Annotated in this window: 23 protein-coding genes; 14 read left to right on the plus strand and 9 right to left on the minus strand. The window is 27.3% G+C overall.

Features of this window, described 5'->3' with window-relative positions; genetic code table 11:
- Positions 1 to 18 precede the first annotated feature (18 nt).
- Genes ACH5BK_RS08245 through greA form a run of 4 tightly spaced genes read right to left on the minus strand, consistent with a single transcriptional unit; the run spans position 19 to position 2,753 of the window.
- Positions 19 to 573: a hypothetical protein gene (locus ACH5BK_RS08245; RefSeq protein ID WP_404306299.1), complete on the minus strand. Its 555-nt coding sequence runs from the start codon at positions 571 to 573 to the stop codon at positions 19 to 21.
- Complete coding sequence (locus ACH5BK_RS08250) at positions 570 to 1,274, minus strand: UDP-2,3-diacylglucosamine diphosphatase (protein ID WP_404306301.1); 705 nt, start codon at positions 1,272 to 1,274, stop codon at positions 570 to 572. The genes ACH5BK_RS08245 and ACH5BK_RS08250 overlap by 4 nt, the downstream gene beginning before the upstream one ends.
- Positions 1,264 to 2,268 carry an N-acetyl-gamma-glutamyl-phosphate reductase gene (argC, locus tag ACH5BK_RS08255; protein ID WP_404306303.1) on the minus strand — a complete coding sequence of 335 codons (1,005 nt, stop codon included), beginning with the start codon at positions 2,266 to 2,268 and terminating at the stop codon, positions 1,264 to 1,266. The genes ACH5BK_RS08250 and argC overlap by 11 nt, the downstream gene beginning before the upstream one ends.
- Positions 2,268 to 2,753 (minus strand): transcription elongation factor GreA, encoded by a 486-nt coding sequence (gene greA, locus ACH5BK_RS08260; RefSeq protein ID WP_404306305.1) that lies wholly within the window; start codon positions 2,751 to 2,753, stop codon positions 2,268 to 2,270. Before greA ends, argC begins: the two co-directional genes overlap by 1 nt.
- A 60-nt stretch (positions 2,754 to 2,813) precedes the next feature.
- On the opposite strand from greA, the gene ACH5BK_RS08265 reads away from it, so the two are divergent.
- The gene (locus tag ACH5BK_RS08265) at positions 2,814 to 3,464 is read left to right on the plus strand and encodes a ThiF family adenylyltransferase (protein ID WP_404306306.1); all 651 of its coding nucleotides are present in this window, start codon (positions 2,814 to 2,816) and stop codon (positions 3,462 to 3,464) included.
- A gap of 62 nt (positions 3,465 to 3,526) precedes the next feature.
- A complete protein-coding gene (locus tag ACH5BK_RS08270; RefSeq protein WP_404306308.1) occupies positions 3,527 to 4,429 on the plus strand; it encodes a chemotaxis protein CheV in 903 nt (300 codons plus the stop codon).
- Positions 4,430 to 4,476: 47 nt separating this feature from the next.
- Here the strand turns inward: ACH5BK_RS08270 and argH are convergent, their stop codons facing one another.
- From argH to ACH5BK_RS08290, 4 genes are all read right to left on the minus strand, one after another.
- Complete coding sequence (gene argH / locus ACH5BK_RS08275; RefSeq protein WP_404306309.1) at positions 4,477 to 5,868, minus strand: argininosuccinate lyase; 1,392 nt, start codon at positions 5,866 to 5,868, stop codon at positions 4,477 to 4,479.
- A 54-nt stretch (positions 5,869 to 5,922) separates the two neighbouring features.
- Positions 5,923 to 6,111 carry a hypothetical protein gene (locus ACH5BK_RS08280; protein ID WP_404306311.1) on the minus strand — a complete coding sequence of 63 codons (189 nt, stop codon included), beginning with the start codon at positions 6,109 to 6,111 and terminating at the stop codon, positions 5,923 to 5,925.
- A gap of 112 nt (positions 6,112 to 6,223) precedes the next feature.
- On the minus strand, positions 6,224 to 7,204 hold the full coding sequence (locus ACH5BK_RS08285; protein ID WP_404306313.1) for an iron-sulfur cluster assembly scaffold protein: 981 nt from the start codon (positions 7,202 to 7,204) through the stop codon (positions 6,224 to 6,226).
- A gap of 43 nt (positions 7,205 to 7,247) precedes the next feature.
- Positions 7,248 to 8,444 (minus strand): NifS family cysteine desulfurase, encoded by a 1,197-nt coding sequence (locus ACH5BK_RS08290; RefSeq protein WP_404306314.1) that lies wholly within the window; start codon positions 8,442 to 8,444, stop codon positions 7,248 to 7,250.
- A 303-nt stretch (positions 8,445 to 8,747) separates the two neighbouring features.
- On the opposite strand from ACH5BK_RS08290, the gene ACH5BK_RS08295 reads away from it, so the two are divergent.
- The 12 genes from ACH5BK_RS08295 to ACH5BK_RS08350 all read left to right on the plus strand — a co-directional run bounded on the left by ACH5BK_RS08295 (position 8,748) and on the right by ACH5BK_RS08350 (position 18,658).
- A complete protein-coding gene (locus ACH5BK_RS08295) occupies positions 8,748 to 9,563 on the plus strand; it encodes a transporter substrate-binding domain-containing protein (RefSeq protein WP_404306316.1) in 816 nt (271 codons plus the stop codon).
- A 132-nt stretch (positions 9,564 to 9,695) separates the two neighbouring features.
- A complete protein-coding gene (locus ACH5BK_RS08300) occupies positions 9,696 to 10,361 on the plus strand; it encodes an amino acid ABC transporter permease (RefSeq protein ID WP_404306577.1) in 666 nt (221 codons plus the stop codon).
- Positions 10,362 to 10,476: 115 nt separating this feature from the next.
- Positions 10,477 to 10,773: a YqjD family protein gene (locus ACH5BK_RS08305; RefSeq protein ID WP_404306317.1), complete on the plus strand. Its 297-nt coding sequence runs from the start codon at positions 10,477 to 10,479 to the stop codon at positions 10,771 to 10,773.
- A complete protein-coding gene (locus ACH5BK_RS08310) occupies positions 10,773 to 11,063 on the plus strand; it encodes a hypothetical protein (RefSeq protein WP_404306319.1) in 291 nt (96 codons plus the stop codon). Before ACH5BK_RS08305 ends, ACH5BK_RS08310 begins: the two co-directional genes overlap by 1 nt.
- Positions 11,039 to 11,290, plus strand: a complete 252-nt coding sequence (locus tag ACH5BK_RS08315; protein ID WP_404306321.1) for a hypothetical protein — start codon at positions 11,039 to 11,041, stop codon at positions 11,288 to 11,290. The genes ACH5BK_RS08310 and ACH5BK_RS08315 overlap by 25 nt, the downstream gene beginning before the upstream one ends.
- Before the next feature lie 175 nt (positions 11,291 to 11,465).
- Complete coding sequence (gene sufB, locus ACH5BK_RS08320) at positions 11,466 to 12,902, plus strand: Fe-S cluster assembly protein SufB (RefSeq protein WP_404306323.1); 1,437 nt, start codon at positions 11,466 to 11,468, stop codon at positions 12,900 to 12,902.
- 50 nt (positions 12,903 to 12,952) lie between these two features.
- Entirely contained in the window at positions 12,953 to 13,708 is a 756-nt protein-coding gene (gene sufC / locus ACH5BK_RS08325; protein ID WP_404306325.1) for a Fe-S cluster assembly ATPase SufC, read from the plus strand.
- The gene (locus tag ACH5BK_RS08330; RefSeq protein WP_404306327.1) at positions 13,695 to 14,729 is read left to right on the plus strand and encodes a SufD family Fe-S cluster assembly protein; all 1,035 of its coding nucleotides are present in this window, start codon (positions 13,695 to 13,697) and stop codon (positions 14,727 to 14,729) included. Before sufC ends, ACH5BK_RS08330 begins: the two co-directional genes overlap by 14 nt.
- Positions 14,722 to 15,903 carry an aminotransferase class V-fold PLP-dependent enzyme gene (locus tag ACH5BK_RS08335; RefSeq protein WP_404306329.1) on the plus strand — a complete coding sequence of 394 codons (1,182 nt, stop codon included), beginning with the start codon at positions 14,722 to 14,724 and terminating at the stop codon, positions 15,901 to 15,903. Before ACH5BK_RS08330 ends, ACH5BK_RS08335 begins: the two co-directional genes overlap by 8 nt.
- 11 nt (positions 15,904 to 15,914) lie before the next feature.
- Positions 15,915 to 16,325, plus strand: coding sequence for a SufE family protein (locus tag ACH5BK_RS08340; RefSeq protein WP_404306331.1), 411 nt, complete (start codon positions 15,915 to 15,917; stop codon positions 16,323 to 16,325).
- A gap of 10 nt (positions 16,326 to 16,335) precedes the next feature.
- A complete protein-coding gene (locus ACH5BK_RS08345) occupies positions 16,336 to 16,680 on the plus strand; it encodes a metal-sulfur cluster assembly factor (RefSeq protein WP_404306333.1) in 345 nt (114 codons plus the stop codon).
- A gap of 199 nt (positions 16,681 to 16,879) precedes the next feature.
- On the plus strand, positions 16,880 to 18,658 hold the full coding sequence (locus ACH5BK_RS08350; protein WP_404306335.1) for an EAL domain-containing protein: 1,779 nt from the start codon (positions 16,880 to 16,882) through the stop codon (positions 18,656 to 18,658).
- 9 nt (positions 18,659 to 18,667) lie between these two features.
- Here ACH5BK_RS08350 and ACH5BK_RS08355 read toward each other — a convergent pair whose 3' ends face one another.
- Positions 18,668 to 19,993: a Na+/H+ antiporter family protein gene (locus tag ACH5BK_RS08355; RefSeq protein WP_404306337.1), complete on the minus strand. Its 1,326-nt coding sequence runs from the start codon at positions 19,991 to 19,993 to the stop codon at positions 18,668 to 18,670.
- Between the last annotated feature and the right edge of the window lie 62 nt (positions 19,994 to 20,055).

A 20,055-nucleotide genomic window follows, 5' to 3' on the forward strand; every position in this document is an offset into this window, starting at 1 on the left:
GAATTGAAGCTTTTTTAACTATTTTAATAAACTCTTTTTATTTAAGATAAGAAAAAAAAGTATAGATACTTCCCTACCTGAAAGAAGCATATCTTTACAAAGTTCGTCTTTAGTTCTTTTTACATTTACTTCACATACATATTTTTCAAGTATTTCATCTACTTGCCTCAAAAACTCTTCTTTATTCATTCGATACAAAAAAGGATGAAAGTTGTTTTTTGAAACTTCAACATTTAAATTGTAATTTGTTTTTAACAATTGCAGAAGTATAGATACTTGCCAAGAGTGCCACTCAATTTTATTTAAACTATGTTCTGATCTATTTGCATAATCAATAGCTTTAAAAATATCAAATATTTTTGTTGAAGCTTTAAGTAAAGTTGAAGTACTAAAACTCTCTATTTTAGAAGGGATTGGCAACTCTGATATTTTTATTTTTTCTTTTTGTTTTTTTTCTACATTAATTATTTCTTCTTTTTTTACTGTATTTGTTTTCCTAGAGAAAATCAAATATAAAACAATAATAATTAAAAGTAAAATGAAACATAAAAAAACAAAAAATATTAAGTTCATAAAGTTACTCCATTAAACTCTTCTTTTGAAAAAACTGTATACATATTATCACAACACAAAGAAGGTATATTTACATAAAATTTATTATCTAACTTATAAGTTTTACCCTGATGATAATGTCCTTCAATAACTATATTAGCATTATAATTGTCTACTCTTTTCTTCACTAAAGTTTTAAAATCATGAATTTTGTGGCATATATTTTTTTCAAGAAGTGCTTCATCTATTTTTTTTGATATAAAATTATTAAAATCAATTAAGTTTAAAAATTTCAATAAAAAAGTATTTCTTATTATTTTACAATATAAATCATACTGCCAATTTATAAAGTTATCACCATGAGATAAAGCAACACTTTGTTCTTTATAATTTATTATTAAAGGTTGTTCTTCTCTTTTTACAACTAAAATATTTGGAAAAAGTTTTGAAAGATTATAGTCATGATTTCCTTCTAAATATACTATTTGTATTTTATTTGATAGTTTATTTAAAATATCAATCAATTCTTGATTTTGTCTAATGAAATATTTACTTTCACCTGAAATAAAATCAAAATTATCACCCATTAAAAAAAGTTGTTTTGTTTGTATTTCTTGTTTTTCTAGTTTTTTTAAAAATAAAAGAAATTGAGTATTTTTTTTATTATAGTGAGAATCAGCTACAAAAATAGCTGATTCTTCTAATTGTATATTATGGTACATAAGCGATTTTTGGAATACCCTCACCTTCTTCAAAGCCACACATAATATTTGCATTTACTACAGCTTGAGATGAAGCACCTCTAAGTAAATTATCTATTGAAGAGTTTATAAATAAAGCTCTTTTATTACTCTCTACAAAAATATCACAAAAGTTTGTTCCTGCTGTAGATTTTAAATCAACAGGATTATTTCTTACTCTTACAAATTCACTATTTTTATATGCTTGATTTAAAATCTCTTTTACATCAACTTCTTCTTTTAGTGTTGCATAAACAGAAACTAACATACCTCTTGTTACAGGGATTAAATGAGGTACAAAATTAATTTGAAAATCTTTTCCTTTTACTTTTTTAACTTTTTCTTCTATTTCTGGCATGTGTCTATGCTTAAAAGGATTGTAAGCATGATGATTTTCATTTAAATTAGCAAAATGTGCGATTTCACTAAGTTTCTTACCAGCCCCACTTACTCCTGATTTTGCATCAATAAAAATAGGAGTTCCCTCTTCTATATAATCCACAAAAGGTAAAAGTGCTAAAAGAGATGCAGTTGGATAACATCCAGGATTAGCTACTAAGTTTGAATCTTTTAATTCTTTTGCATAATATTCTGGTAAGCCATATACTGAATCTTTTATATGTTCTTTATCCTCATGAGGACAATAATATTTTTCATAAGTTTCTAAGTCAAGTCTATAATCAGCTGATAAATCTACAACTTTTACACCTAGGTCTAATAACTCTTTAGCAAAAAACATTGATGTTTTATGAGGTAATGCCAAAAATGCTAAATCAGCTACTCTTGATACTTCTTTTGCATTAGCTTTACTTACTTCAATATCAATTACATCTTTTAAACAAGGATGTAATTCTTGAATATTTTCTTCACCTGTAGAATTTGCTATATATGTAATATTAAATTTTGGATGGTTTATTAAAATTTTTACTAATTCTAAACCTGTATAACCACTAGCTCCAATAACTGCTACATTCATTATAAATTAAACTCCTTATAATATACATCTAATATTTCAAAAGTTCTTGTAGCCCCTGGTAAAGTAGCAACAACTTCATCACCCTCTTCTTTTCCTAAAAGTTGTTTTGCTAAAGGCGAATTAAAAGAAATTAAACCTTTTTCTGCACTTGACTCAACTCCACCTACAATTGCATAAGTAAACTCTTCATCTGTATCAACATCAACTAACTTAACAGTTGAACCAAAACTTACCTTATCATGAGGAAGTGTTGAAGGATCAATAATCACTGCTTTAGAAATTACTGCACCTAATTCTGCAATTTGAGCATCTATTAATGCTAATTTATCTTTTGCTGCATGGTATTCTGCATTCTCTTTTAAATCCCCTAATTGTCTAGCTTCATCTAGTTCAATTACAGTATGAGGTCTTTCTTTAGATTTTAAGAAATCTAATTCCCCAGTAATTTTTTCATATCCTGCATTTGTCATAGGTTCTTTTTCCATCAACATCTCCATAAATTAATTTATGATATAATAGCAAAAAATTTTAAAAGAGTAGATTATATGCAGTATGATAGAACCATAAAACTTTTTGGTCAAGACAAATTTGACAAATTTAAAGATGTAAAACTAATCTTATTAGGTGTTGGTGGAGTAGGTAGTTTTGCTTTAGATGCCTTATATAATACAGGAATAAAAAATATTACAATTGTTGATTTTGATACTTATGAAGAATCAAATATGAATAGACAGATGGGTAGTCATGGAAATATTGGAAGAGTTAAAGTAGAAGCTTTAAAAGAAAAATATCCAGAAGTTACAGCAATTCATGCAAAAATAACACCTGAATGGATTGACAACTTTGATTTTTCATCGTATGATTACATATTAGATGCAATCGATGATGTAACTCCAAAAGTTCATCTAATCAAACGATATTATACAAAAGTAATTACAACAAGTGGTAGTGCAAAAAGACTTGATCCAAGTAAAATTGAATATAAATCAATTTGGGATACATTTAATGATCCATTTATAAAAAAAATTAGAACACAGTTGAAAAAAGAAGGCTTTAAAAGAAAGTTTAAAGTAATTTTTTCATCAGAAAACCCAAATTGTATTGAAAAGGGAAGTTTTGAAGCAGTTACGGGTTCATTTGGTCTAATGATGGCTTCTGTAGCAGTTCAAAAGATACTTAGAAAAATGAAAAAATAACTTAAAGTTACTTAAAGAATAAAAGATATATAATAAAGTAGTATAACAAAAAAAGGATTCTCATGAGTGGTATTAGTGGTAGTGTTGAACAAATGACTCAAGGTCATTTAAGAAATGTTCAACAATTAGCTGTTTTTTACACTGGTCATAATAATATTTATGCAATAAACATAGCAAAAGTAAAAGCCTTCATTATTAAAGATGAAGTTACTATTAATGATACACCAAAAGAAAGTGATGTAATAGCAGGTATTGCAACAATTAGAGGAGAACCTGTAACATTAATCAATCTTGATGTATGGTTAGGATTAAAACCTTTAGATATGAGTGAATATAAACTTATTATTTATTGTGAGTTTAATCATAAAAAAATTGGTTTCTTAGTAAAAGATATGCTTGACATTGTAGAAAAGACTACAGATCAACTAAGACACTCAGAAGAAACTAATGCAAGAATAACATATACAACTTATGTAAAAGTTGATGACAAAGATGAACTTTGTACAGTCTTTAATGCAGAACAATTATTAAGAGATGTAGGTTGGACTGATGATGGTGAAGATGATGTTAAAAAATATGTAGAAGATAAGCTTGATAGTCAAAAACTTATCTTAGCAGCTGAGGATTCAGGTGTTGCTAGAGAAGTTTTAAATAAATTCTTTAAAAGAACTGGTGTTAGATTTGAAGTTTATACTGATGGGACTCAACTTCTTAAAAGAATAGAAGAGTTAACTCCTGATAAAATTGGTATGGTAATTACTGATATTGAAATGCCAGGAACTGATGGATATCAAGTTGCTTCATTTATAAAAAATAATAGTAAATATGAGCATATTCCTGTTATTGTAAATTCATCAATGACAACAGATGCTGTAAAAGGTAAAATGAGTAGAATTGGTGTTGATGGTTTCGTTGGTAAAACTGATATCCAATCTCTATATGAAATGACTAAAAAATTCTTATAAGAAAAGATGAGTTTTTAACTCATCTTTTACTAAATTTAAATTAGCTTCTATTTAGAAACTAACCACTTTTTAAACTCATCAATTTGATATTTTGTTTGCTGTGTTGATGTTCCACCTAATGATGTTCTTGCATTCATTGAGTTTCTTAAATCAAGAAACATAATTATTTCTTCATCTATATTTTTTAACTCTTCATTTGCTTGTCTAATTTCATCAATAGTTAATTCACTGATATCCTTATTTAAAGAATTAGCTTTTGCCACAACATCTTTTGTAATATAATAAGCTGTTCTAAATGGCATATTTTGTTTTTGTACTAAATAATCAGCTAAATCAGTAGCACTTAAGTGCCCTACTTTACAAGCATTTTCCATTTTATCTACATTTACTATCATTGTTTTGATAACTTCTGTTAAAATTTTAAGAGATATTTCTATAGTCTTAACAGAATCAAATACACCCTCTTTATCTTCTTGTGTGTCTTTGTTATAAGCTAAAGGTAAACCTTTCATTACTGTAAGAAGTGATATTAAGTTTCCATATACTCTACCTGTTTTACCTCTTAATAACTCAGGTACATCTGGATTTTTCTTTTGAGGCATAATAGATGAAGTAGTAGCATACTCATCAGACATTCTTACAAATTGGAACTCATAAGAAGACCAAGTAATTAGCTCTTCTGAAATTCTTGAAATATGCATCATTGAAGTTGAAATATTAAATAAAATCTCTAAAGCAAAATCTCTATCTGATACAGTATCCATAGCATGAGTAGTTGGCGCAGTAAATCCAAGTTTTGTACTAGTTGAATTTCTATCTATATTATGTGGCGTTCCAGCTAATGCTGCACTTCCAAGAGGAGAATAGTTATTTCTTTCATAAGAACTTTCAAATCTTTGGAAATCTCTTTTAAACATATTTGCATAAGCTAATAAATGATAAGCAAAGTTAAGAGGTTGAGCATGTTGTAAGTGAGTCATACCAGGAATTAAAGTTTCAGTATGTTTTGAAGCAACATCTACAAAAACTTCAACTAAAGTTTTTAACTGTTCTTTAATACTTAATGATTTTTCTTGTACATAAAGTCTAAAATCAGTTGCTACTTGGTCATTTCTACTTCTTGCAGTATGAAGTTTCTTCCCAGGTTCACCAATAATTTCAGTAAGTCTTGATTCAACTGCCATGTGAATATCTTCAGTAGCTAATGTAAATTCAAACTTTCCTGATTCTATTTCTTCTTTTACTTGAAGCAAACCATTTTCAATAGCTTCTTGCTCTTCTTTTGTAAGAACCCCTTGCTCAAAAAGCATTTGTGAATGAGCAATACTTCCTCTTATATCTTGTGAATATAGTTCTTTATCGAACATAATAGATGCATTAAACTCATCTAAAATTTGTGCATTTGTGTTTTTTAATATTTGATTATTTTGATTTGACATTTATATCCCTATATTATAATAAGCTTGTTTTGGCGTATTATAACATAAGTGATATTATGAGTTTTTATTTTCTATATCTTTAATTGCTTCTTTTACAATATTTAATATTTTTCTTTGTGCTTCATCTTCATCATTTTCAGGAACATCCCATCCAACAATAGACATATATTTTGAAACAAGTGATTGTACATCATCAACTATTGTATCATGTAATTGTTCTAATTCTTTATCTTGTGCTGTCATTATATACTCCTTATTTATTTAAATATATTATAACATTATAAGTTTAAGTAAATAAAAAAAGGCCTATGTAAAAATATAGACCTTTTAAATAGTTGTTTGTATTTATATAAAATTAAATTGGTAAAACTCTTAAGTTTTCATCAATTTTTTGTTGTAATACAGATTCAATTGCATATAATGTTCCAGTACTTCCAGAAGCACATCCAGAACAAGCACCTAAGTATCTGATATATAAATCATAATGAGGTAGATTTTCTTTAATATCAATAATTTCCATATTTCCACCATCCATAGCAAGCATAGGTCTAATTTCTTCATCTAATAATGAATCAATTGCTTTAATTCTTTGAACTAAAGTCATTTTATCAAATGATAAAGAACCAGATGCACTTGCATCAGCAGCAGATTTTAATTTTTCTTCTTCCATCGCAGCTCTAGTGTCTTTTAAAATATCAACTAAATATACATCTTTTTCTTCATGCCCACCAGGCTTAATACATGATTTACAGAAAGCTCCTGCTTTTGTATAATCAGTGATTTCTTCAACAGTTTTTAAATCATTTAATCTAATAACTTCTTTGATTGTAGCTAAAGTAACTCTAGCACATTCACATACAATTTCCTCTTCCTCAAAAGATTCCATATCAACACCTTTGTACTCCCCAGCAGCTTTTTTGATAACATCATAAGCCATTACAGAACAGTGCATTTTTTGAGGTGGAACAGCAGGTGTATCTGGATTATCTCTTAGTGCATGCTCAACATCAATATTAGTAATTTTTACAGCTTCATCTACAGTCTTTCCAACACATAATTCAGCCATAACATCAGAAGATGCAATTGCAGTACCACAACCAAAAGATTTAAATTTAGATTCTAAAATTTTATCATTTGATTCATCAACTGCCCAATATAATCTTACTGCGTCACCACATGATTCAGCACCAAAATCAGCAATAATTAATTTTGCACCTAATTCTTTTGCTCTCTCTTCTGTAATCTCACCTTGATGTTGTGGATTATTCATTCTATTTACTACTTCATTTGAGTACTCGTCCCAAATTGAACCGCTAATTAAATCATTTTTAGCCATTTATTATCCTTTTTAAATTCTTTTTTATATTTGTTTGTATCTATTATAAACCTGAGTTATGAGATTCTGGTGCATAAGCATAAGAACTAGATAATCCTCTTAATCTCTCAACTGCATTTTTAATAACATTTATTGCATAATCTATTTGCTCTTCTGTATTAAATCTACTTAAAGATAATCTAACACCTGTATGAGCTAATTCACTATCACTACCAAAAGCATTCATAACTGGATTTGCTTCTAAGTCTTCACTTGCACAAGCACTTCCCGTAGATGCACCAACACCATTTTGATTTAAATCCCATAACATTGATTCACCCTCAACACCTCTGATTGAAATAAGTGTTGTATTTGGAGTTCTATTATCTTTTCCACCAATTACAATAGTTTCAGGAATTTCTAAAATTGCATCTTCTAATTTATCTCTTAATTTTCTTACATGATTTTCTTCATAAGCTAAAGCCATTGGATTAGTTGCTAAATGCATAGCAAGTCCCATACCTACCATTGATGCAACATCAACAGTACCAGCTCTATAACCACCCATTTGTTCTCCTCCATGTAATAAAGGAGTTAAAGCATAACCTTTTTTAACATATAAACCACCAACACCTTTTGGTCCATGGAATTTATGTGCAGAAAAAGTTAAATAATCAACATTTGCATCTTGAACATCAACTTTTACTTTTCCTATTGCTTGAGTTGCATCTGTATGGAAAGGAACACCTGCTTCTTTACATATTTCACCAATCTCTTTTATAGGGAAAATTTTACCTGTTTCATTATTTGCCCACATAATAGAAACTAATGCAGTATCATCTTTAATATAATCTTTTACAGAATTTGCTTCTAATATACCTTGTTCATTTACAGGTAAATAAGTAACAGCTACGCCTTGAGACTCTAAAAATTTACATGTAGCAGTAACTGCTGGGTGTTCTACTTCTGAAGTAATTATATGTTTTTTATCACCATTTAAAATTTTATCTACCCAGATACCTTTAATAACAGTATTTATACTTTCAGTTGCATTTGACATAATAACAATATCATCTTCATCTGCTGCATTAATACCTTCATATAAATAATTTAATGCTTCAACCATCTTAGGATGAGTTCCCGCTCCAAATCTATGTAATGAGTTTGGATTCCCATACTTTTCACAAAAAAATGGTTTCATTTCTTCAAAAACTTTTGGGTCAACCATTGTTGTTGCATTATTGTCTAAATAAACTTCCATCATATTTAATTTTCCTATTCTTTATGATAACAATTATCATTGTTAATTATAATTATTTTTTATATTTGTAATTAATTTTTTGTATTCTAATCTAAATCGGATAAAATTTGTCTTAATTAAAAGATTATGAGAAATTTTATTCCATTTTGTAACAAAAAACTGTAATAAATACTATATTATTAGTTTCTTTTCTAAAAAAATCGCGTATATTATATTGTAATCTTAATAAATTCTACAACTACAAATAAAGAAATGTTAAGTAAAGAGTAGAGATAATTAAAAAAAAATTATCCAAGGAAAAATATGAAAAATAAATTATTACTAATAATTACGCTATTTGTTGCTGTGTTATTTACAGCTTGTGATGATAAAAATCAAAATGAAATGACTAATGAGAATAAAAAAGAAGTATTAAAAGTTGGTATGGAACTAGCATATCCACCTTTTGAAATGAGTGATATTGATGGAAATCCAAAAGGTGTATCTGTAGATTTTGCTAAAAAATTAGGTGAATACTTAGGAAAAGAAGTAGTTATTGAAAATACAGCATGGGCTGGATTAATCCCATCACTTAAAACAGGTAAAATTGATTTAATTATTTCTTCAATGACTATCACAGATGAAAGAAAAAAATCAATTGACTTTTCAATTCCTTATGCACAATCATCTTTAGCTATTTTAGCAAATAAAGAATCAGGGGTAAGTTCAATTGATGAACTAAATATTGAAGGTAAAAAAATAGCTGTAAAAAAAGGTTCAACAGGTCATGTTTATGCTTCTAAAAATCTTAAAAATGCAGAGATTTTAGTTTTTGATAAAGAAAATGCTTGTGTACTTGAAGTAGTACAAGGAAAAGCTGATGGTTTTTTATATGATCAGTTAACTATTTATAAAAATCATGTACAACATAAAGATACAACTGTAGCATTATTAAAACCTTTCCAAAAAAACTTTGAATACTGGGGTGTTGCTTTAAGACAAAATGATCCTTTAAAAGAAAAAGTTAATGAGTTTATAAAAAAAGCAAAAGAAGATGGTACTTTTGATAAATTTGCAAACAAACACTTAAAAGAAGCAAAAGCTACTTTTGATGAACTTAATATTCCATTTTTCTTTTAGGACTGTCCTATCAAATTAAAAGACTTATTTATTAATGAATTAAGTTATAAAAAAGATAAACCACTTTCAAAATTGGTTTATCTTTTTAACTTAACTTTTTTAGCATTATTGATTATCACACCTGTTTATTTGATGTTTTCAAATATCTCTTATGATTTTAATTGGCCTCATGTATATGAATACAAGCAAAAATTTATAAATGGTTTTATAATGACAATTATAATTTCATTTTTTGCATTACTATTAAGTTTTGTGATTGGATTATTTTTTGCTTATGCTCAAAACTCAAAAATAATTATTTTAAGATTTTTCGCAAGGTTTTATATTGAAATTATTAGAGGTACACCTCTTTTAGTTCAGATACTAATTTTCTTTTATGTATTTGCTAATAATTTAGGTTTTGAAAATAGGTATATTGTAGGAACATTTATACTTGCTATTTTTTCAGGTGCTTATGTATGTGAAATAATTAGAGCTGCCTTACAATCTATTGAAAAAGAACAATTTGAAACAAGCCTAAGTTTAGGAATGACAAACTATCAAATGTATAGATATATAATTTTCCCACAAGCTTTTAAAAGAATGCTTCCTGCACTAACAGGACAATTTGCTTCTATCATAAAAGATTCATCATTATTATCAATAATAGCAATATCTGAATTTACTATGAATGCTCAAGAAGTTGATGCTATAACCTATTCTACTTTAGAAAGTTACATACCTTTGGCAATTGGTTATCTAATTTTAACTTATCCTATTTCTTTTTATACTAAAACTTTAGAAAATAAAATCAAATAGTTTAAATCTAAAAAACAATCTCTAGTTTTATTTTTATTTAATATATTTTTCGGTTATAATAAACACTAGTAGATTGTTAATCTCTAAAAAATAATTTTAAAGAAAAGGATTAGATATGGCAACAGCACAAGAAGTTACAAAACTAAAAGAAGAAATAAATGACTTAAAGTCAGACTTAAAAAGTTTAACTGAAACAATGAAAGAAATAGCTAGTTCAAATATTGATAGAGAAAAATCAAAACTACTAGATGAATTATCAATAGAAGAATTAACTAAAAAAGTTGAGAGCTTAAAAACTAAAGGACTTGAAGAAGTTGATGAAGTTGAAAAAAGAATTAAAAAAGATCCACTAAAAAGTGTTGCTATTACATTTGGAGTTGGATTTATAGCTGCTTGGTTACTTAAGAGATAATGTCAAAAGTAACAATTTCAGAATTTATAATATCTGTAGTAGAGCTAATTGAAGCACAAGTTGAGGAAATAAAATTATCTTTTAGTGAAACACTAAAAGGTTTAATCTTATTTTTTTTAGCTGTTTTAATATTTTTCACTACAATAATCTTCTTATTATTAGGAATTAAAGCAAGTATAGCAATTTATTGGGGTGAAATACCTGCTTATTTTTTAACAGCTTTAATTACGATGATAATAGGTTTAATCATATTGAAAGTTTCAGCATGGAAAATCAAAAACAAAAGATAGAAAAATTAGAAAATTTAATTTTATTATTAGAAGGTCAAGAAAAAAAGTTAAGAAGAAAACCCTCTCTTAAGAGTGCAAAAATGCGTCTTAGACTAAATGATCCAGGTTTTGATATATCAAATACAATGACCTATTTAAATACTGGTTCAAAAAAAGAGATGTTAATTTCTTTTTTAAGTGATAATTATCTAACTCCCTTTTTAATAAAATTGATTAGTTCACGATGAAACTTTAAGTTATTATAAATTCAATTTTAACTACAAAATAAATAGTAAAAAAGTATCAAATTTTTTAAATAGGACTTTATTTGTCCTATTTAAGTTCACTTTAATTATTTTACTGTTATATTCTAATTAAGACAAATTTTGTCCTATATAAAAATCTTAAAAATTGGAGTCTGTTATGAGTCAAAATCAACAGATACATGATGTTATTAATAGTGATTATAAACTAGGATTTGAAACTTTAGTAGAAAGTGATACATTTCCTAAGGGCTTAAATGAAAATGTTATTAAAGCCATTTCAGCAAAAAAAGATGAGCCCCAATGGCTTTTAGATTTTAGATTAAAAGCCTATGAAAAGTGGAAAAATATGGAAGAGCCTAATTGGGCAAATTTAAAATATCCTACAATAGATTATCAAGACATTGCATATTATTCTGCACCCAAAAAACCTTTAGGTTCACTAGATGAAGTTGATCCTGAAATTTTAAAAACTTATGAGAAACTAGGTATTCCACTAGAAGAGCAAAAGCAACTTGCAGGTGTTGCAGTTGATGCTGTATTTGATTCAGTATCAGTTAAAACAACTTATCAAGAAGAGTTAGAAAAATTAGGAATCATTTTCTGTTCAATCTCAGAAGCTGCAAATAAATATCCAGAACTTTTAGAAAAATACTTAGCTTCTGTTGTTCCAGTTGGTGATAACTATTTTGCCTGTTTAAACTCTGCTGTATTTACAGATGGAAGTTTTGTTTATATTCCACCAAATACAAGATGTCCTATGGAATTATCAACATACTTTAGAATAAATGCCTTAGATACAGGACAATTTGAGAGAACTTTAATCATCTGTGATGAAGGAAGTTATGTATCATATAATGAAGGATGTTCAGCTCCTACAAGAGATGAAAGACAACTTCATGCTGCAGTTGTTGAATTAGTTACTTTAGATAATGCACAAATAAAATATTCGACTATTCAAAACTGGTACCCAGGTGATGAGCAAGGTAAAGGTGGTATTTTAAACTTTGTAACAAAAAGAGGTTTATGTAAAGGTGAAAACTCAAAAATCTCTTGGACACAAGTTGAAACAGGTTCAAGTTTAACATGGAAATACCCTTCATGTGTTCTAAAAGGTGATAATAGTGTTGGTGAGTTTTACTCTGTTGCTATTTCATCAAAGGCCCAACAAGCTGATACTGGTACAAAGATGATACATTTAGGTAAAAATACTAAATCAACTATTATATCAAAAGGTATCTCTGCAATGCAAGGAATAAATGCCTATAGAGGATTAGTTAGAGTTGGTAAAAATGCCTACAATGCAAGAAATATTTCTGAATGTGATTCACTTCTTATTGGAAATGCTTGTAATGCACATACATATCCATATCATGAAGTTAAAAACATGACAGCAAAAATTGAGCATGAAGCAACAACTTCAAAAATTTCAGATGAGCAACTATTCTACATAGAACAAAGAGGAATTAATCCTGAAAATGCAGTATCTATGATAGTTAATGGTTTCTGTAAAGAAGTATTAAAAGAGCTACCAATGGAGTTTGCAGCTGAAGCTAAAGAGCTGTTAAATATATCACTTGAGGGAAGTGTTGGATAATATATCCAAGACCTAAGAATAAAAGAAAAAACATTTTAAGGAAATATATAATGTTAAGTATAAAAGATTTAAAAGTAAATATAAATGAAAAAGAGATTTTAAAAGGTCTTGATTTAGAAATCAAAGAAGGAGAAATCCACGCACTTATGGGTGTAAATGGAGCTGGTAAATCAACACTTGTGAAAACTTTAAGTGCTCACTATGACTGTGAGGTAACAGGTGGGACAATAACTTATAAGAAAAAAGACTTACTTGATTTAGATGTTAGTGAACGAGCTAATGAAGGTATTTTTATGAGTTTTCAAAACCCAGTTGAAGTTCCAGGAGTAAATAATAGCTACTTTTTAAAAACAGCAATCAATGAAAAAAGAGCTTATGAAGGTCAAGATGAAATCGATGCTATGGAATTTCTAAAACACGTGAAAAAAGAAACTGCAAAATATAATCTTGATAGAAAACTTCTTCAAAGAGATTTAAATGATGGATTTAGTGGTGGTGAGAAAAAAAGAAATGAACTAATTCAACTATTATTACTAAACCCTGATTTAATTATGCTTGATGAAATAGATTCAGGATTAGATGTAGATGCTATAAAAACAGTTGCAAATGTAATAAATGGTATGTTAGATGGTAAAAAATCAGTTCTTATGATTACTCATTATGATAGACTTTTAGAGTTAATCAAACCTGATTATGTACATATTTTAAATGATGGGAAAATTGTAAAAACTGGAGATTATAATCTAGCCTTAGAACTTGATGAAAAAGGTTTTGAGGGAATAGGAATAAAAGATGAGAATAAGTGATTTAGAAAATATTAATCTTCCTTCAAAATATGATGAAGAGTTTAGAAAAGTAGATTTACAAGCTCTTTTTTCTTATGATTTTAAAAATATAAAAAGTTATGAATTGGATATAGTTGGATTAGAATTAAAAGAAGATACAAACAATTATGAAAATCCATTATTTGAAATCACAAAAAACTTTGAGAAAAAACAAATAGTTCTAACTATAAATTCAAATATACCTGAACCTATTTGTTTAGTTCATAAGATAAAAGAGGATGAAACTTTTTATACAAATTCTATAAAAATAGAAGTAAAAAAAGGTGCAAAAGCTTCTCTTATTGAAGTATTTACAAATAGTTCTCAAAATAGTGCTTATAGTGTAAATAGAGAGTTTAATATAGAAGAAAATACTGATTTTGAATACGCCAAAATTCAAGATATAAATGAACAAAATAGCTTTTTATTTAATGCAATATTTAAACAAGAAGAAAACTCAAAATGCAAAGTATCAAATTTTGAACTTGGAACTGGCTTAATAGTAAATAGTTATGAAAACAGTATTGACAATAAAAATATTGAGTATAACTTAAATGGTTTAGTAAAATCAAAAGATAGTTCAAATACAGCAAACCTGATCAAAACTATCCATAATAATGAGAGTTCAACTAGTGATATAAACTATAAACATTCACTAAAAGATAAAGCAAAAGCTGTATTTAAAGCAAAATCAATAGTAAATAAAGAGGCTTTATACTCTAAAGCTTTCCAAAATTCAAATACTATTTTATTATCAAATGATGCAACGATTTTTGCTCAGCCTCATCTTGAAATTTTAATAGATGAACTTGAAGCAAGTCATGGAGCAACAACAGGTACACTTGATAAAGAGCAGCTTTTATATCTTCAATCAAGAGGTATAAAAAAAGAAAAAGCTTATGATATGCTTTTAAACGCTTTTGAGGGTCAAATATATGATAATATCAGCGATGAACTAATAAAAGAGTTTATCGATTCTTATGAAAGGACTAAATATGTTTAAAAAAGATTTTCCATATTTTCAAAACTCAGATATTATATATTTAGATAATGCAGCTACAACTCAAAAACCAAAAGAGGTTGTAAACTCTCAAATTGAGTATTATGAACACTACTGTTCTAATACTCATAGAAGTAATTTTGGTCATGCAAATAAAGCAACACAAAACTTTGAGAATGCAAGAAAAGTTCTAAAAGAATTTATCAATGCTTCTAAAAATGAAGAGTTGATTTTCACAAAAGGTGTAAGTGAATCTATAAATTTTATAGCCGAATCTTTTGTGAAAGATTTTAAAACAGTAATTATCTCTTCACTAGAACACCACTCAAATATAGTGCCTTGGCATATACAAGGAAGAACTTTAAGAGAGGGTTTAGAAGTTGTAAGATGTGATGAAAATCTTAGTTTTGATTTTGCTCATTTTGAAGAGTTACTAAAAAACAATCCAAATGCTTTTGTGTCAGTTACTCATATTTCAAATGCCTTTGGAAAAATCCATGATATAAAAGCTATTTGTGAATTAGCACACAAATATGAAGCTGTTGTTATGATAGATGGAGCTCAAAGTTTAGCTCATACTAAAATAGATTTACAAGATATAGATGCTGATTTTTTTGCTATTTCTGCCCATAAAACTTTTGGACCAACAGGTGTTGGAGCTATTTATGTAAAAGAGAAATATCTAAAGGATTTAAAACCTTATCAAACAGGTGGTGCAACTATTGATCAAGTTGACTTTGAAAAATCAACACTACTTGACTCTCCTTATAAATTTGAAGCCGGAACACAAAATATTGCAGGAATTATAGGTTTTGCAGAAGCACTTGAATATCTAAATCATGTTGGATATGAAAATATTGAAGCAATTGAAAAAGATGTATATCACTACTTAGATGAAGAACTTAGAAAAATTCCAGATATTGAATTTTATAATAATATAAAAGACTCTATTGGAAGTAGAAGCTTTAATATTAAAGGTTTAATTCATGATGATATTGGTATTTTAGTAGATAAAATGAAAATAGCATTAAGAGTTGGACATCATTGTGCTCAACCGATTATGAAGCAACTAGGAATAAAAGGAACTATTAGAGTTTCACTTGCATTTTACAATGATTATAAGGATGTAGATGCCTTAATAACTGCTCTTAAAAAAGCTATAAGTATGTTGAAATAAGAGGATATAAAATGAGTAATATAGAAGCTAGAGTTGAAGAAATAAAAGAAGATTTAGACTTTTTTGAAGATGAATTACAAAAATATGAATATATTATTGATTTAGGAAAAAAGCTAGAACCCTTAGATGAAAAACACAAAGTTCCAGCAAATTTAGTACATGGCTGTACATCACAAGTTTGGCTTATTTGTGAACAAAAAGATGGAAAGCTATATTTTTATGGAACAAGTGATGCAATAATAGTAAAAGGTTTAGTTTATATGATTTTACAAATTTTTTCAAATTCTACTGTTGAAGAATTAAAAGAAGTTGATATGGATATTGTACATGAACTAAAATTAGCTGAAGTTATTACACCAAATAGACAAAGTGGAGTAATAGGAATGATAAAAAAAATAAAAGAGTTTGCACAAAACGCATGAAGGAAAAATCATGTCATTATTAGACAATAAAGAAGAAATAGAAAAGAAAATTATAAATAATCTAAAAAGTGTATTTGATCCTGAAATTCCTGTAAATATTTATGATTTAGGATTAATATATGATATCGGTTTTGAGATGAAAGGAAATTATTTATACTGTAACGTCCTTATGACTCTTACAAGTCCAGCTTGTCCAGTAGCTGAGAGTTTAGTAGAACAAACAAAATATGTAACACTTGCAGTTGATGAAGTTGATGAAGTTAAAGTTAATCTTACATTTAACCCTCCTTGGTCTAAAGATTTGATGAGCGAAGAAGGAAGAGAAATAATGGAAGCTTCAGGAGCTGTAATATAAAAGCTCAAAAACTATTTTTGAGGGATTAAATAATAATTTAACTTAAAAGAGAAAAATTATTAATAATATTTAGATATTAATTTTATTTTTCTTTTTTAGTTTTTAACTACCTATTTTACGATATTTTGCTAATTAAAACCTTTTTTTAATAATTTTATCTATATAATATTAATCTTATAAAATAATAAAAAGCATATATATGAAAAATAAAAATATAAATTCAACTTTTTTAGAAAATGAAGTAATAATTAGTCCAAAAGAATATGATAATATTTTAACAATACAACATGAAATATTAAATATGATTGCTGAACAAAAAGAGACACAAACAATCTTAGATATGCTTTGTATTTTAGCTGAAACACTTTTACCAAATTCTGTAGCTTCAATTATGATGATAGATGAGAATGAAGAATATATGAATGTTTTAGCAGCCCCTTCAATTCCTAAAGAAGCACAAAAAGAGCTAAATTTTCTAAAACCAGGGCCTAATGCAGGTTCTTGTGGAACAGCTGTTTTTACAAATGAAGCAGTATTTGTAAAAGATGTAAAAACAGATAAAAGATGGGAAGATTTAAAAGAGTTTGTATCAAATTTTTCTTTATGTTCTTGTTGGTCTATGCCAATAAGAAATGAAAATAGAAAAGCTATTGGTTCTTTTGCTTTAACATCTTTTGAAAAAAGAGCTCCAAGTATTTTTCATAAAAAACTACTAGAAACAAGTTCTTCTATTGTAAGTATTATTTTAAAAAATCAAGAAAATGAAGAAAAATCTAAATATTTAGCTTACTATGACAATCTAACTTCACTAAAAAATAAGTCTTATTTTGAAAAATTAATTTATGATAAAAAATTTAGAACACTACTTTTATTAAATATAAATAACTTCAATTATATAAACACTGCTTATGGTTTTACCATAGGAGATAAACTTCTAAAAAAATTAGCTAAAATTCTCAAAGAAAAATTTGCTTCTGATAATACATTTAGATTCAATTCTGATGAGTTTGCATTATTATATGAAGAAAAAATAGATATAAAAGAAAAAATTAAAGAAATCAAAGAGTATTTTTTCTCTAATTCAATCAATATAAAAGAAATAAAAATCAATTTAACTTTTTGCATTGGTGCAGTATATGATAATAAAAATCTTTTAAGAAATTCATCATTATCTCTTAGAAAAGCAAAAGAATTAGGTAAAAATAGATCTTATATTTTAGAAAAAAACACTCAAATTAACTATGAAACAACACAAAGTTTCATTAAAGCTACAAACTTAATAAGAGAGGCAATAGATAAAAATAGTATAATTCCATTTTATCAAGGAATACATGACAATAAAAAAAATGTTATTACAAAATATGAAGTCCTAGTAAGAATAAAAAAAGATAGTAAAATAATAAGCCCTAGTGAATTTTTAGAAGCAGCAAAACTATCGGGCTTACTTCCTGACATAACAAAAATAATCATAGATAAAAGCTTTGAATATATGAGTAAAAATAGTTATATGTTCTCAATCAATATTACAGAAGAAGATTTAAGTAAAAACTATCTTATTAGCTATTTAAAAAGCGCTTTATTAATTCATAATATTAAACCATATAGATTAACATTAGAAATACTTGAAGGAGTAAGTTCAACAGGTAAAAAAAATCATATAAAACAATTAAAAGCAATTAAAGAATTAGGAATAAAATTAGCAATTGACGATTTTGGAAGAGAGTATTCTAACTTTGAAAGACTTATTGATTTAGATATAGATTCTATTAAAATTGATGCTAAATATATAAAAGACATTGATACAAATAAAAAAAGCTATGAAATCACAAAAGCCTTATCTAGTTTTGCTAAAGGTGGAAATATCTCTTGTATTGCAGAATATGTCTACACACGCGAAATTCAAGAAGTTATAAATAGTTTAGGAATAGACTATTCACAAGGTTACTTATTTAGTAAACCTTGCGAAAAAATAGACTAATTTAGCTTTTTAAAAAACATAAACAGCCGCAAACCATCCAAATAAAACCAATGGTATATTATAGTGAATAAAAGTTGGAACAACTGAATCCCATATATGATCATGTTGCCCATCTACATTTAATCCAGATGTAGGGCCAAGGGTACTATCAGAAGCTGGGCTTCCTGCATCTCCTAAAGCTGCTGCTGTACCTATAATAGTTATTGTTGCCATTACAGATAAATCAAGCTGCATACATAAAGGTGCATAAATAGTAGCAATAATTGGAATCGTTGAAAAGGATGAACCAATTCCCATAGTAATAAATAAACCAACAATTAACATTAAGAATACAGCTAAAGATTTATTATCTCCAATTAAACTTGAAATAGATGAAACTAAAGTTTGAACACCACCTGTTTCATTCATTACATTAGCAAAACCATTTGCAGCTATCATAATAAAACCTATCATCCCCATCATTTTTAAACCTTTTTCAAAAAAGTTTTGTGTTTGATTTGCTTTGATTACACCAGCAACGATAAAGATGATAAAACCTGCTAATGAACCTAAAATAATAGAGTTTGTATATAACTGTAAACCCAAAGCTAAAACTACAGAAACAAGAGCTATTAATACATAAAAATTATTTACTTCTTTTTTCTGTGATTCAGTTTCTAATATTTTACTCACATCATAAACTCTTTTTTTTCTGTATGAAAAAAATATGGCTACAAGAAGTCCTATAAACATTCCAAATACAGGAATAGACATAGCAATAGGAAGTTGACCCCTTGAAGCTTCTATACCACTATCAAGTAAGTTTTTTAATAAAATTTCATTTAAAAATATCCCACCAAAACCTACAGGCAATAACATATAAGTTCCTACTAAACCAAAAGTTATAACACAAGCAACAATTCTTCTATCTAACTCTAACTTAGACATAGAATGAAGTAATGGTGGTATTAAAATAGGAATAAATGCGATATGTACAGGGATAAGATTTTGAGAAGAAATAGCTGCTAATAAAATCAATGTAAGCATTAAATATTTTATATAAATAAACTGCATTGAAGAAGTGCTATTACCTACTTTTTTTATAATCATATTTGATAATAAATCTGTAATACCTGATTTAGAAATAGCTACAGCAAAAGTACCTAACATAGTATAGCTAAGTGCAATAGTAGCTCCATCACCAAGACCAGCATTAAAAGCTTTTATAGTTTCATTTAAGTCTAAGCCAGCACTTAAACCTCCAACAATTGCTCCAATAATTAAAGCAATAACAATATTTACTCTAACAAGCGAGAGTAAAACCATGACCATAACGGCAATAACTACAGAATTCATCTGTTTCCTTTTTAACTACATTTAGTGATTGTTTCACAAACAAAGTTAAAAGTTTACTTAAA

This window comes from Arcobacter sp. YIC-80 (genome assembly GCF_044841725.1).
Classification (GTDB): Bacteria; Campylobacterota; Campylobacteria; order Campylobacterales; family Arcobacteraceae; genus Arcobacter_B.